We start from the raw sequence: 14,082 nt of genomic DNA, 5'->3' as shown, positions 1-14,082 counted from the left end.
ACTGGGTAAGACGCAGGGCCTGAACGCGGCGCTGTTCGACATCGAGCGGATCGAAGTGCTGAAGGGCCCGCAGGGCACGCTGTTCGGCCGCAACACCGAAGGCGGGGCGCTGAGCCTCGTCTCGAAGGCGCCGACCGGCGAATTCGGCGGCCGCATGACGGCGGGCGTCGGCAATTTCGGCGGTCGCAATGCCGACTTCCACCTCGATCTGCCTTCGTTCATGAACATCGCGCTCAAGTTCGACGGCGTGTACCAGCATCAGGACCCCACCGTGAAGAACCCGCTCGAGGGCTCGACCGGCTGGAATTATTACGATCGCAAGGGCGGCCGCGTCGCCGCGCGCTGGCAGCCGGTCGATGGTCTCACCGCCGACTTCTCCTATGATTACGCGCGTGACGAGAACACGCCGAACTACAGCCAGCTCGTAAGCTACAACCCCGGCAACCTTCCGGTTGGCGCTTTCAATGGCACCAGCCTCGTTCTGCCGGGCACCAACACCGCATGCGGCGGCACGATTGCCGCCGGCAGCAGCAAGCCGATCTGTATCGCGCCCAAGGCACCGCTTGTCGGCGTACATTCCGATCGTCAGTACACCGCAGACGTCGGCGTGCCGCAGCAGCCGAGCGTCGATATCACGCACGGCTTCACGTCGAACATCAAGTACAAGGTCGCGCCGTGGCTCGAACTGCGCTCGATCACGGCATGGCGCGGCGTCGAGACCGACCAGTGGGACAACTCCGGCGGACCGGAACGCAGCAGCTTCGCGCCGAGCTCGAACTTCAGCCGCTACAGCCTGTCCTTCTTCCAGCAGCATCAGTTCAGCCAGGAAGTCCAGGCGGTCGGCAGCGTGCCGCAGTTCGATTATGTGGTCGGTGGTTATTATTACACCGAACGCGCGACGGAATATGCCGCGACCCCGCTGACCAACCTGTGGAATGCGGACGGGACCGCCTACACGATCCGCAGCCCGATCCCCGGCAATTCCAACCCGATCTCGGGCGCGAACTCCGGGTCGCAGCGCTATGACGCGTCGTGCAACAACACGCTGGCGGCAACCGTTCCGCAGTTCGCCAATTCCTGCCAGTTCATCACCCGCGCCAGCCAGGCGTCGGACCATAACTACTCGGTGTTCGGCAACCTGACCTTCACGCCGGAAGCGCTCGGCGACGTGGTGCATATCACCGCCGGCGGCCGCTGGACCAAGGACGACCGTCACGGCACGCTGTATGTCGTGAACAATGCGGTGCAGCCGTTCGCGTTCAAGAACAGCGTCAGCCGCTTCGATCCGATGTTCAACATCGCGTTCGATGCGACCGAAACGATCCATCTGTATGCCAAATACGCGACCGGCTTCCGCGCTGGCGGCGCGAACGACCGTTCGCTCCAGTTCAACGCGTTCGGCCCCGAATCGGTCAAGTCGTATGAAGTCGGCGCCAAGATGGACTTCTGGGAGCATCGCGCTCGCCTGAACCTCGCCGGCTTCATCATGGATCGCAGCAACACGCAGTTCGACTTCGACTATTTCGACACGAACGGCAGCAGCCCGACCAACGGCAGCCACATCGAGCAGACCACCAACGCCGGCAACAGCAAGATCCGCGGCATCGAAGCCGATCTGACCGTGAAGCCGATCCCCGAACTGACGCTGACCGGTTCGTATGCCTACACGTACTGGAAGGCACCGTCGGCGATCAATCCGCTCTCGCCGGGCGCTCCGCCGCAGCAGCTCTACATTGTCTACACGCCGAAGAACGCGGCGTCGGGCGCGATCGACTATGTCAAGCCGGTCGAGATCGCTGGTGGCGCGAACATCCGCCTTCACCTCGATGCGAACTATGCGAGCAGCCAGTACAGCTTCCAGCTCGAGCCGACCAAGACCGACGCCAGCTTCGTCGTGAACGGCCGTCTCGCGCTGGCGGACATCCTGGTCGGGGATCGCAGCAAGGTGACGGTCTCGGTGTGGACCCGCAACCTGTTCGACACGACCTACAAGTATCGTCGTTCGTCGGCGAACTCGTCGCCGACGAGCAATTACGGTGCCAACGGCGCGCTGGTTTCGACCGGCTACGGCGGCATCCTCGGCGACTACGCCAACTTCAACCCGCCGCGCACCTTCGGCGGCGAGGTCAGCGTCAACTTCTGATCGCCTGACCGACCTGAAAGAAAGGCCGGCGACCGCGAGGTCGCCGGCCTTTTTGTGTCTGCGAGGATGCTACCCACCGAACCTCTCAAACCGTTCGTGCTGAGCTCGTCGAAGCACGTGCCCCATGCACTGCGTTCTCGGCACGCACTTCGACGAGCTCAGTGCGAACGGGGATGATGAGGCGGCGAAGCCTCCCCGCTCAATCCTTGTCGCTGAGCATATACCCCGCACCCCGGATCGTCGCGATCGGGTCGCGCTCGCCGGGCTGGGTCAGGTGGTTGCGCAGCCGGGTCATGTGCGATTCGACGACGTTGGTCTTGGGCGCGGATTCATAGTTCCACACCGCCTCGTACAGCATCTGCCGGGTCACGACGGTGTTCACGTTGCGCACCAGTTCGCACAGGATGCGGAACTCGATGTTCTGCACCTTGATCGCGCGGCCAGCGCGAGTCGCGCTGCGCTTGATCTCGTTGACCTCGATATCGCCCGCCCACATCACGCCGGACTTCCGCGTGCTCGCACCGCGCCTGAGGATCACACGCAGCCGCGCGTCGATCTCCGCCGGCGCGGCCGGCTTGACGAGATAATCGTCGGCGCCAGCCTCCAGCGCGATCAGCCGCTGGTCGAGATCGTCGAGCGCGGAGACCATCATGATCGGCAGGTCGATGCCGCGATCGCGCAGCAGCGCGGTGACGGCGACACCATCGACGAACGGCAACAGGCATTCGAGCAGGATCGCGTCGAACCGCGATTCGGTGGCCTGCGCGAGCGCGGCGCGGCCATCGCCGACGACCTCGCACGCATGACCCAGTTCGGCGAGATCCCGCGCCAGCAGCGTCGCGGCGGCGGAATCGCTCTCGGCGATCAGAAGGCGCATGACAGTGTTCGCTCCTTGCGACGGATGCTCACGCAGCCGCTTGCCAGCATGGACGCCGTAATGCGCGTGAAATCCGTGTCATGTTCGCGGCCCTTTCGAAAACCGGCGATACCGCTAGGGTGCGCGCCATGAACGATGAAGATGTCATCCGCGAACGCGTGCGGCGGATCGGCCGGGTCACGCTGGCCGCGCTGCTGGGGCTGCTTGGGCTGTGGATCGCCTCGGCGTTCCTGCCCGCTTTGGTGTGGGCGGTGGTGATCGCGGTCGCGATCGATCCGCTGCGGCAACGCGCGGTGGCGCGCTGGCCGGGGCCGCGCGCGCGCACCTGGCTCGCCGCGATCGGCACCACCGCACTGGCGTTGCTCGTGCTGATCCCCCTGATCCTGTGCATCGCCGAGGCCGCGCGCGAAGCGCATGAGGTCGCCACCTGGGTCACGGTGGCGCGCACGCACGGGCTGCCGGTGCCGGGCTGGGTCGCGCAACTGCCGGTCGGCTCGCACGCGCTGGCGGGGTGGTGGCAGGAAAATCTCACCACGCCCGAGGCGGCGAGCCTGCAATTGCAGCATTGGCGCAACGCCGAATGGCTCGCGCGCACGCAGTTGATCGGCAGCAACGTCCTTCACCGCGCCGTGATCTTCGGCTTCACGCTGCTGACCCTGTTCTTCCTGCTGCGCGACCGCGATGCGATCCTCGCCCAATGCCACGCCGCCAGCGACCGGATGCTCGGCCCGGCGGGCGAACGCATCGCGCTGCTCGCGGCGCTGTCGATCCGCGGCACGATCGACGGACTCGTGCTGGTCGGCATCGGCGAAGGCGCAGTGATGGGGGTGGTGTATCTGGTGCTCGGCGTGCCGCATCCCTTGCTGCTCGGCGCGGTGACGGCGATCGCGGCGATGATCCCGTTCGGCGCGGCGGTGATGTTCGCGCTGGCGGCGGTGCTGCTGCTCGCCAAATCGGCGGTGGCGGGGGCGATCGCGGTGGTGGTGATCGGCCTCATCGTGGTCGCGATCGCCGACCATTTCATCCGCCCGATCCTGATCGGCGGCGCGACTCGCCTGCCCTTCCTGTGGGTGCTGATCGGCATCCTCGGCGGCGTCGAGACGCTCGGGCTGCTCGGCCTGTTCGTCGGCCCGGCGACGATGGCGGTGCTCATCATGCTATGGCGCGATTTCGTCGGCGCGCCGGTGGTGGACGCGGAGGCGGCGTAGCCCCGCCCCGTCACCCCAGCGCACGCTGGGGTCTCGCGCGGCGGTCGTCACGCCCGCCCCAGAAAGATCCCAGCTTCCGCCGGGATGACGATAGTATCAGCGCGGGTGCGCGGCCCGTCGCAGCCGGTCGTTGATCGCGGTCCCCACGCCGTCGCCCGGAATCGGGGCGACCGCGATGCACGCCTTGTCGCTGGCATCGGCCTCATGCAGCAGATCGAACAGCCGCGCCGCCGCTTCCTTCACATCGCCCGAGCGCGACAGCGAGGCATCGCCGAAGATCGGGCCGAAACCGATCATCCACTCGTCGGGCTCGGCGTGGATCGCGTTGATGCGCAGCGGCTTCGACGGCGCGTAATGCGAGGCGAGTTGCCCGGGCGCCTCGATCCGCGTCTCGAACCCGCTCAACCCAGGATCGAAACGCTCGACGCCGGGAATGTCCCGCCATGTCTCGCCCACACGCGCCTGAATCGTCGCGAGCAAGGCGTTGACGCTGACCGGCCCGTGGCGAAGCACGCGAGTCGCATTGTCGATCTCATGGACGATCGTCGATTCCACGCCCTGCTCGCACGGCCCGTCATCGACGATCAGCGGAATGCGGCCGCCGAGGCTGGCGAGCACATGTTCCGCGCGCGTCGGGCTGATCGCGCCGCTCAAATTGGCGGACGGCGCGGCGAGCGGACGGCCCGACGCCTCGATCAGCGCGCGCATCGCGCGGTGCGCGGGCACGCGGATCGCGATCGTGTCGAGCCCGGCGGTGGCGATCGACGCCACCCCCGCCCCGGCGCGGCGCGGCACCACCAGAGTCAGCGGCCCCGGCCAGAACATCTCGGCGAGCGCCTCGGCACGCCGGTCGAACTCGCCGAGCCGGCGCGCCATGTGCAGATCGAGGACATGGACGATCAGCGGGTTGAACGTCGGGCGGCCCTTGGCGGCGTAGATTTCCGCGACCGCCGTCGGCTCGGTCGCATCGCCGGCAAGGCCGTACACCGTCTCGGTGGCGACCGCGACGATGCCGCCGGACTTGATAAGCGTCGCCGCCTCGGCGATGGCAGCATCGCCGAAAGCCAATGTCCGGGTGCTGTTGATCATGCCGGGCGCGTTCATTGTGGGGCAATGTAGCATGTTGCGCCGCAATATAAAGAGGGCCACATGACGAGCTTCATCTTTGCCGATTACCTCAAACGCATTCACCTGACCGCGCCGGTCTCGGCGGATATCGCCGGGCTGGAGACGCTCCAGCGCGCGCATCGGCTCGCGATCCCGTTCGAGAATCTCGACGTGAAGCTCGGGCGTGCCATTGCGATCGATAGTGACGCGGTGTTCGCCAAATTGGTGAGCGCGCGGCGCGGCGGCTATTGTTTCGAACACAACCGGCTGTTCCTCGATGCGCTGGCGGCGGCCGGCTTCACCGCGCGGCCGCAGCTCGCGCGGGTGTGGCTCGCTGCCGAGGCGACGCCGCCGCTGACTCATGCGGTCAGCATCGTCACGCTGGATGGGGTCGAGTGGGTCGCCGATGCCGGGTTCGGCGGCAGCTACACGCCGCCGATGCCGCTGGTCGATGGCGCCGAGGCGACCGCACCCGACGGCGCCAGCTTCCGCCTGACTCGCGAGGGCGAGCATGGCTGGATGCTGTGGCGCGCCGGCGACCCAGCCACCACCGACGGGCGCGGCGGCGGAGACGGTTTCCAGCGGCAATACAGCTTCGTGCCCGGCGGCGCCTATGATGCCGATCTGGCGATGGGCAACCTCTGGGCCGCGACCGCGCCGGGCAGCCGTTTCCGCACGACCAGCGTCGTCAGCATCGTGCTGCCGCGCGGCTTCGCCTCGCTCACCGACCGCGCCTATCGCCGCCGCTCGGGCAGCGAAGACGCGCAGACCGAAATCACCGATCCGCGCGTCTACCGGCTGCGGCTGAGCATGATGTTCGGCATCGACCTGTCGCCGGAAGAGGTCGCGCACCTGGGGCTGTTCGCGGGCTGAGCGGCGCTGCTCAATGATATACTCCGTTCGCCCTGAATAACGGTCGAGTAGCCTGCAGCGTGTATCGAGGTCGTGTATCGAGCGGCAGGCCTCAAGCGAAACCTGTGCTTCGATACGATGAGCAGGTGAACATGCCCCCGGCATGTTCAGGATCGTCCGGGGGACGATCCGACCTGCTCATCTCGAGACGCCCTGCGGGCTACTCGATCTCTACTCAGCACGAACGGTTGAAGGGCATCAGAACGTCGCCAGCTTCACCACGAAGCGGATGTTGCGCCCCGGCAAGACCACGTCGTCCTTGTTGAGCGCGGCGGCGTTGCGTTGCACATCGTTGGTGAGGTTCTGCCCCACCACAGCGAACTCGATCCCCGGGTGCGCGGTGAATGGCCGTACCGAGACATGCGCGCTCAGTGCGTTGAAGCCGGGCGTCGCCGTGTCGAACGCGCCGAACTTGTCCTGCCGCCCCGAATGCAACATCAGGAAGCCGGCATCGATCCGCGTGCTCGTCCACGAGAGCCCGCCGCCATAGCGATACGGCGGGATGCGCGGCACGTTGCCGCCATTGTCGAGCGTCGCGCGCGTGTAATCGGCCAGCGCACGCAGCTGCAGCGCACTGCTCTCGGCCTTGAACAGATCGATGTTCGCCTCGCCCTCAAGCCCGCGGAAATGCGCGCCCTGCTGGCGATAGAACAACTCCTTGAGGTCACCGCCATCGCCCACCGCGCAGGCACCGGCGTCGTCGCAGGTGCGCCCGGTCAGGTCGCCGTAGATATAGTTGTTGAACCACGTGCTGTACGCGCTGCCCTCGAACCGGAACGGCCCGCTGTGGATGCGCAACGTCGCTTCCAGTGAGTTGGCGCGTTCGACCTTGAGGCCGGGATCGCCCGTCTCGAACGTACCCGGCCCGTCGTGCCCGCCGCGCGCGAACAACTCGGTGATCCCCGGCGCGCGCCCGGTGCTGGCGGCGGTGAAGCCGAGCTTGACCACGCCCGCATCATACAACGCGCCGATCGCGCCGCTTACGGGCGTGAACTCGGCGGTGGTGAAGCGATCCGAAATCGGCGTGCCCTCGACGCGGACATGCTCGACCCGGCCGCTGACCTGCAACTTCAGCCGCGCCGCCAAAGGCGTGTCGACGAACGCATAGCCAGCCTCGCTCTGCGTCGTCGTCGGCAGCAAATAGTCGCTGCCCTCGCCCAGCGCGGAGAACTCGCGGTGCTGCACTTCAACACCGAGTGCGATGTTCTTGAACAGGCTGGTGCCGAGCAGCAATTCGGCGCGGCCATCGACCTCCTTGTTGCGGAAGGTCGAGAGGATTTCGTTGGTGTCCGGGTCGATCTCGCTGTGGGTGTAGTCGGCGTAGCTGCCGTCGATGGTCAGCGTCTTGAGCGTGCCGCCGCCGAGATCGAACGAGGATTTGGTCAGCACCTTGGTCTGGTGCATGTCGATATAGGTGGTGTCGCTCGGGATGCCGTATTTGGAATCATATTGGATCACTGCCGCGCCGATATGACTGTCCGAATTCGGCCCGAAGAAATACGACGCGCCGACCGTCTCGCCGTGACCGGTGAAATAGCTGTTGGGCTGCTTGCCGTCGGGCGTGTCGTAATTGCCGGTGTTGCGGTAGAAGCCGTCGGCATGCACCGCGAGGTTGCCGGCGCGGCCATCCATCAGCGCCGAGCCTTCGCCCGAGCGCGCGGCGGTGCCGTAGCTGCCGACCAGTTCGCCGCTGAGCGCTGAGCCGGGAAGCGTCGTCGGCACGCGGTCGTTAAGCGCATTGACCACGCCGCCGATCGCCTGGCTGCCGTAGCGCAAGGTCGCCGCGCCGCGCACCACTTCGATGCTGCGCGCCGAAAGCGGATCGAGCGGGATGCCGTGGTCGGGGCCGACATCGGACACATCCGAACTGCTGAGGCCATCTTCGAGGATACGCACCCGCTGCGCGTCCATGCCGCGGATGATCGGGCGGCTCGCGCCGGCGGCGAAGCCGGTCGAGGAGATGCCGGGCACGCTCGCCAGCGCATCGGCGATGCTCGCCCCGCCGCTCTGCAGGATCTGGCTGCGATCGACCTTGGCGACGATCGTCGGCGTGTCGTCGCGCATCAGCGCGAAGGGCGCGGCGGTGACGACGACTTCGCGCGACACCGATTGCGAATCATCGGGCGCCGGATTGGTATCGGCATAAGCGGGGGCGGACAGCAGCGCGGCGAGCGCAGCGCCTCCGAGGAGGGCGTTTCGCATATCTTAAAAACTCCAGGAACCTTGACGGCAGACCGCGCACGCGCGCAGCCGCCGGGGACGAGGGACCGCATCGTCCCTTCACGTTATGTCAGAGGTGTGGAGCGGCCGGTGGCCCGCGACTGCGCCACGCGTGCGAGCGCTGGTGTGGCAGCGTGTGCCCCAGCGCCATCGCCGCATACCAGGCGGCATGTTGCGTGGGCAGCGCGAATTCGACCGAGGGCGCGGGCAGATAGGCGCCGGCGGTCGCGATTTCCTGGCAGAGCGGACACGAATCGGGCGTGGTCGGCGAGCGGCGACGGTCGAGCGGCGCGCGCTGGATGTCCGCGCCGGTCGCGGCGGAGAATGCGATGGAGCGCGGTTGTTCATGGACGTGCGCCGCGACGAAGCAGCCTTGCAGCCAGAGCGCGAGCACCAGCAGCGCGAAGAAACCGCCGCGCACCGCCCGCGACAGCGCGGGCACGCCGGACCAGCCGCGCCCGGCGTCGCCGGGCGGTACGCGTCCCGCAACATGCCTGCCCTGCACCGTCAAACCACTCGCACCCGCTTCGAAGATGTTACAACATCTCACATTTCATCACGGAAGCCAACCATATTTGACGAAACGTGGATCAGGAGAGAAGAACCTCCCCACCTCCGTTCGTCCTGAGCTTATCGAAGGACGTGCGACAAGCGGACCACTTGATGCACGCACTTCGACAAGCTCAGTGCGAACGGTGCGGGAGGGGGGTGCGAACCCGCCCCTGCCCGCTTACCAGTTCACGCCAATGCGGCCGTAGACATACCGCCCGTTGAACCCGAACGGCGAGTAATAGGGAAAGCCGACCAGCCCGGTGCTGTTGAGCGCGGTGCCGCGCGACGAGGCCAGTTTCACGTAATCGGGATATTCGTCGAGCAGGTTGTTCGCACCGACCGCGAGGTTGATCCGCCCGAGCAGCGTGTAGCGCACCTCGAGATCGACGATGGTATGGCGCCCCGTGTGGATGTCGTCCTCGGCGAACCCGGTGCTGCTCGGCTGGTTGACGTCGCCATAATAGGACGCGCGCGCGGTCGCCCCGAACTGGTCGAGCGACCAGTCGATCGTGCCGACCACCTTCTCGCGCGGCGTGCCCTGCTCGAACGAGACGATTCGCTGGCGGCTGAACACCGGCAGCGTGGTGGTGCTCAGCGACGAGGTGATCGTCGCAGCCGGCGGTGCCTGGGTCACCTTGATGTTGTTGATGTTGGTGGCGGCGGTCAGGTCGAAGGTGCCGAGGCTACCGGTCGGCGCGCGGTAATGCGCGACGATATCGACGCCCTTGGCGGTCGAGCGGATGCCGTTGAGGAAATAGCGTGCGGCGGTGACGGTGGTGATGCCCTCGTCGCGCAGCCGCTGGATCACGGTCGTGCCGCTCAGATTCTCCGACAATGCGATCTGGTCGCGGATCTTGATGTAATAGCCGTCGACCGACAGATCGAACCCGCCGTGGCGGATGACGAAACCGGCGGAGTAATTGACCGCCTTTTCGGGCCGCAGCGCCTTGCCGCCCAGCGCCACGCCGACCGGGCTGGTTGACGGGAACAGGCCGGTCTCAACGATCGAACCGGTGGTCAGCACCGACGCGGTCGAGGTGTAATATTGCTGCTGGAGCGACGGCGCGCGGAAGCCGGTCGAGACGGTGCCGCGCAACGCGAACCACGGCGTGAAATCGTAGCGTGCGGAGAGCTTGCCGTTCACCGTCGTCCCGAAATCCGAATAATGTTCGAGGCGACCGGCCGCGCCCAAAGTCAGGCCGTCGATCGGCTTGGCTTCGAGGTCGAGATACCCCGAGCCATTGTCGCGGTGCGCGTTGACCGCGTTGGAGGGCAGGAAGCCCGGAAAGCCCTGCGCGCCCGACCCGACGTTGGTGGGCGCGCCGAGCGCACGATCATACGACGCATGTTCGCCCGCGCCAATCTGGAAGCCCTCGCGGCGATATTCCCCGCCGAACGCGACGTTGATCGTGCCGGCGCCGAGCGGGATCTCGCGCGCCACGTCGAGCCCGGTGACGATCTGGTCGTAGGTGACCTTGCCGTCGTAGAACGCGGTCTGCGACGCCGCGCCATAGGTGGCGTTGCCCGAGTTGCGCGTGTTGAACTTCAACTGGTTGCGGCCATAGGACACGCTGAGGTCGGTCTTCCAGCCGGCGATGTCGCCGCGCAGACCGGCGGTGGCGGTGAGATCCTCGGACGTCACCGCGATCAGCGGCGTGAAGCCGTCCGGGTAAAGGCTGGCAAGCGCGTCGGCGCTGGCATTGGCGTTCGCGCCCGTGCCACCGACGATGCGCGGCGTCGCGGCGCTCACGCTGTCGCGGTGCTGATAGCCACCGAAGCCGTACAAAGTGAACCCGCTGTCATCGAGCGGCTTGGCCGCGTTGGCGTAGAAGCTGTACTGCTCGACATCGGGATCGCCGAAGCGCGAGCGCACGCGGATCGGCGTCTTGCGCGGATCGAAATCGCCCCGGCTGGTCGGGTTGCGGTTGAGATATTCGCCCGACAGCGTGAGGAAGCCGTCCGAGCCGAGCGCGAGGCCCTGCCACGCGCTCGCGGTGACGGTCTCGCCATCGCGTTCGCTGCGGTCGCCGCGCGCGGTCTTCACGTCGGTGATATACTGGCCATAGGTGACCGACGCGCCGCCGCCGGTGCGCGCCTCGCGCAGCCGCAGGTTGACGACCCCCGCGATCGCATCGGAGCCATATTGCGCGGCGGCACCGTCGCGGAGCACTTCGATCCGGTCGAGCGCGATGCTCGGGATCGTGTTGAGATCGACCGCTGCCGAACCGCGCCCGACCGACCCGTTGGTGTTGAGCAACGCCGAGGTATGCGCGCGCACGCCGTTGATGAGCACGAGCGTCTGGTCTGGCGAAAGCCCGCGCAGCGTCGCGGGGCGGATCGAATCGGTGCCGTCCACCGCCGAGGAACGCGGGAAATCGATCGACGGCACGACCGCCGCCAGCGATGCGCCGAGTTCGGTGGTGCCCTGCCGCTGCAGCGTCGCCGCGCTCAGCACGTCGATCGGCGAGACGCTCTCAAGCCGCGAGCGCCCGGTGGTGCGCGTCCCGGTGACGACGATGTCGGTCGGGTCGGACGGCACGCTTTCCGGCGCGGCGGCGGTGTCGGTGGCGGGGCTCGTCTGGGCCTGCGCGGCCACGGCATAAGCCAGCGCGATCGTCGAAACGGCGACGGCGAGGAGCGGTCGAAGAGTCTTCATGGTCAATGTCCCTGTTTTGTTTTGTTTTATCGTACCCTGATCGGTCGGCTTTGGGGCTCGATCCAGATTAGGTCTGGTGGAAAAAATGACCCGGCAGCGAGGCCGCCGGGTTCGAGGTTACGCATGGGAGCTTACCAGCGTGTCGGGTCTTCGGCGGGACGCGCGGGATTACAGCGCGTTCGCCGATGTCTCGGTCGCGTTCGAATCGGTGGCGTTGCCGTCGAGCGAATCGGTCGCGGAAAGATTGGCGCCGTCGGCATCGTTGAGGACGATATCGTTGAGCGCGGTGGCATTGGCATCGTCCGCCTGCCTGGCACAGCCCGTCACCGCGAGCGCGGCCGCGACCAGCGCGGGAAAAGCGAGCTTTCTCATACGTCCTCCTGTTGAGCCAACGTGCGGCGTGTTCGCCGTTACAGTGACGTGACTATATCCCAGCCTCTAAATAGGAATTATTAGAAATGCTTCGCCGCGTACAAGCCGGCCTTTGACACGCCCGCCAGGCGCCAGCCGGTTGACGACGCCGCCGCGATCGGCCACAGCCCGCCCCGCTTCCTGGGGAGTAGTCGCCCGCATCGCAGCGGGGCGCGCGTCAACACAATCGGCTTCGGCCGTGGCGCGCGCGGCCTGATGGTTTGACGAGACCATGGATCGGTGGACGTTCGGGGTCGGGCGTCGCGCCTGTCCGTGTGTCTGCCGTCCCGGCCCCGGGGGATTGTCGTGCAACTGGCTTCGCTGTGGGTGACGGTCGCGCTTCTGCTTGGCTCGGCGGTGGTGATCTATCTGTCGTGCGAGTATTTCGTGAACGGCGTCGAATGGGTCGGCCGCAAGCTGTCGGTCGGCGAGAAAGCGACCGGCACCGTGCTCGCCGCATTCGGCACCGCGCTCCCTGAAAGCGTGGTGACGTTGGTCGCGGTCGCGTTCGGGACGACGGCAGCGGCGAAGGATCTCGGCATCGGCGCGGCGCTCGGCGGCCCGCTCGCGCTGGCGACGATCGCTTATGCGACCGTCGGCATCATGCTGCTGCTGTCGCGCCGGCACCTCGCCGATACGCCGGCGATGCGCGCCGACCTGCGCCGGCTGAGCCGCGATCAGGGCTGGTTCCTCGCCATCTTCGTGGTCAAGATCGCGCTCGGCCTCGTGCTGTTCGCGGTAAAGCCGTGGCTCGGGCTGCTCTTCCTCGCCGCCTATGCGCTCTACGTCCGCCACGAGATGCAGGCGGACAACGATGACGAGGAGGAAGGCGCGCTGGAGCCGCTCCACTTCCAGCCCAGGGCCGAAACCCCCGGCACCGCAATCGCCATCGTCCAGACGCTCGCCGCGCTTGCGGTGATCTTCCTCGCGTCGCGGCTGTTCGTGCATCAGCTCGAACAGCTCGGCCCCGTGCTCGGCCTCAAGCCGCAACTGCTCGCATTGCTGCTCAGTCCGATCGCCACCGAACTGCCCGAGACGATGAACGCGGTGATCTGGGTCCGGCAGGGCAAGCACCGGCTCGCGCTCGCCAACATCTCGGGCGCGATGATGATCCAGGCGACCATCCCGACCGCGCTCGGGCTGTTCTTCACCCCTTGGCTGCTCGATCGCTCGCTGCTGCTCGCCGCCGGCGTCACGGCGACAGCGATCGCAATCCTGTTCGCCGCCTTTCGCGGCGGCTGGATCTCGCGCGCGCTGCTCGCGTCGATGGGGCTGCTCTATGCGGTTTTCGCGGGGCTGCTCGTCGTCCTTCACCTGGGCGCGTGAGCGGCGGATCTCAGCCCTCCGCTGTGGCCTCCTGCGCGGCGGCGATCAGCGCGTCGTCGACTGCGGCGGCGCGCTTGAACGCATCACGGGCGGAGACGCGGTTCCAATACGCCACGAACGCCGGGCGCGGTTCGAGCATGCCGAACTGGAGCATGAACCCGATCTGCGCACCAACATAGACGTCGGCGGCGGTGAACGTATCGCCGGTCACATAATGCGTCGCCGAAACCGCCGCCTCCAACGCGTCGATGGTCTGCTCGAAACAGCCATAGCCGACCATGCGCTTCTGCTGGTCGGTGGGCGTCACGCCGAGCGACTTGTTGGTGAACGCCTGCTCGACCGGCCCCGCCGCGAAGAACAGCCAGCGATAATAGTCGGCCCGCTCGGCCGGTGGCGGCGCCAGCCCGGCCTCCGGGAAGGCATCCGCCAGATACGCGCAGATCGCTGCGACCTCGGTGACGACCTTGCCGCGGTGGACGATCGCCGGCACCTTCCCCATCGGGTTGATCGCCAGATATTCGAGCCCCTTCATCGACGATGCGTAGTCGAGCACCACCGCCTCATACGGCGCGCCGACCTCTTCGAGCATCCAGCGTGCCGTCCGCCCGCGCGACATCGGGTTGGTATATAAAACCAGGTCACTCGCCATCATCCACCCCCTTCGAATCAG

General features: G+C 66.8%; 11 protein-coding genes and 1 riboswitch (1 of these 12 running past the window's edge). Of the genes, 4 read left to right on the top strand and 7 right to left on the bottom strand.

Annotated elements, in window-relative coordinates:
• Nucleotides 1-2,143: the 3' portion of a TonB-dependent receptor gene (locus J0A91_RS09140; protein ID WP_069204658.1), read on the top strand. It extends 413 nt beyond the left edge of the window; only the last 2,143 of its 2,556 coding nucleotides appear in the window; its start codon lies off the left edge, out of view; the stop codon is at nt 2,141-2,143.
• 199 nt (nt 2,144-2,342) lie between these two features.
• Here J0A91_RS09140 and J0A91_RS09135 read toward each other — a convergent pair whose 3' ends face one another.
• Nucleotides 2,343-3,020, bottom strand: a complete 678-nt coding sequence (locus J0A91_RS09135; protein ID WP_069204657.1) for a response regulator transcription factor — start codon at nt 3,018-3,020, stop codon at nt 2,343-2,345.
• 128 nt (nt 3,021-3,148) lie between these two features.
• Between J0A91_RS09135 and J0A91_RS09130 the strand changes: the two genes are divergently transcribed.
• Nucleotides 3,149-4,228: an AI-2E family transporter gene (locus J0A91_RS09130; RefSeq protein ID WP_069207180.1), complete on the top strand. Its 1,080-nt coding sequence runs from the start codon at nt 3,149-3,151 to the stop codon at nt 4,226-4,228.
• Nucleotides 4,229-4,324: 96 nt separating this feature from the next.
• On the opposite strand, the gene J0A91_RS09125 is transcribed toward J0A91_RS09130, so the two are convergent.
• Nucleotides 4,325-5,317 carry an L-threonylcarbamoyladenylate synthase gene (locus tag J0A91_RS09125; protein ID WP_150126869.1) on the bottom strand — a complete coding sequence of 331 codons (993 nt, stop codon included), beginning with the start codon at nt 5,315-5,317 and terminating at the stop codon, nt 4,325-4,327.
• A 60-nt stretch (nt 5,318-5,377) separates the two neighbouring features.
• Here J0A91_RS09125 and J0A91_RS09120 point away from each other — a divergent pair, with 60 nt between their 5' ends.
• Complete coding sequence (locus J0A91_RS09120) at nt 5,378-6,208, top strand: arylamine N-acetyltransferase family protein (RefSeq protein WP_069204655.1); 831 nt, start codon at nt 5,378-5,380, stop codon at nt 6,206-6,208.
• A gap of 237 nt (nt 6,209-6,445) precedes the next feature.
• Here J0A91_RS09120 and J0A91_RS09115 read toward each other — a convergent pair whose 3' ends face one another.
• The 4 genes from J0A91_RS09115 to J0A91_RS09100 form a co-directional block, all read right to left on the bottom strand.
• Complete coding sequence (locus J0A91_RS09115; RefSeq protein WP_069204654.1) at nt 6,446-8,449, bottom strand: TonB-dependent receptor plug domain-containing protein; 2,004 nt, start codon at nt 8,447-8,449, stop codon at nt 6,446-6,448.
• A gap of 88 nt (nt 8,450-8,537) precedes the next feature.
• The gene (locus J0A91_RS09110; protein WP_150126868.1) at nt 8,538-8,972 is read right to left on the bottom strand and encodes a hypothetical protein; all 435 of its coding nucleotides are present in this window, start codon (nt 8,970-8,972) and stop codon (nt 8,538-8,540) included.
• Nucleotides 8,973-9,197: 225 nt separating this feature from the next.
• Nucleotides 9,198-11,675, bottom strand: a complete 2,478-nt coding sequence (locus J0A91_RS09105) for a TonB-dependent receptor plug domain-containing protein (RefSeq protein WP_069204652.1) — start codon at nt 11,673-11,675, stop codon at nt 9,198-9,200.
• A 168-nt stretch (nt 11,676-11,843) separates the two neighbouring features.
• Nucleotides 11,844-12,047, bottom strand: coding sequence for a hypothetical protein (locus J0A91_RS09100; RefSeq protein WP_069204651.1), 204 nt, complete (start codon nt 12,045-12,047; stop codon nt 11,844-11,846).
• A 176-nt stretch (nt 12,048-12,223) separates the two neighbouring features.
• A riboswitch (yybP-ykoY riboswitch) is annotated at nt 12,224-12,346 on the top strand.
• 46 nt (nt 12,347-12,392) lie between these two features.
• On the opposite strand from J0A91_RS09100, the gene J0A91_RS09095 reads away from it, so the two are divergent.
• Nucleotides 12,393-13,412 carry a sodium:calcium antiporter gene (locus J0A91_RS09095; RefSeq protein ID WP_240502246.1) on the top strand — a complete coding sequence of 340 codons (1,020 nt, stop codon included), beginning with the start codon at nt 12,393-12,395 and terminating at the stop codon, nt 13,410-13,412.
• Nucleotides 13,413-13,422: 10 nt separating this feature from the next.
• On the opposite strand, the gene J0A91_RS09090 is transcribed toward J0A91_RS09095, so the two are convergent.
• Nucleotides 13,423-14,061: a glutathione S-transferase family protein gene (locus J0A91_RS09090; RefSeq protein ID WP_069207178.1), complete on the bottom strand. Its 639-nt coding sequence runs from the start codon at nt 14,059-14,061 to the stop codon at nt 13,423-13,425.
• Nucleotides 14,062-14,082: the final 21 nt, after the last annotated feature.

It is taken from the genome of Sphingomonas panacis (genome assembly GCF_001717955.1).
Taxonomy (GTDB): Bacteria; Pseudomonadota; Alphaproteobacteria; order Sphingomonadales; family Sphingomonadaceae; genus Sphingomonas; species Sphingomonas panacis.
Note: the sequence above shows the minus strand (reverse complement) of the source record. Positions and strands in the feature narration are given on the sequence as shown.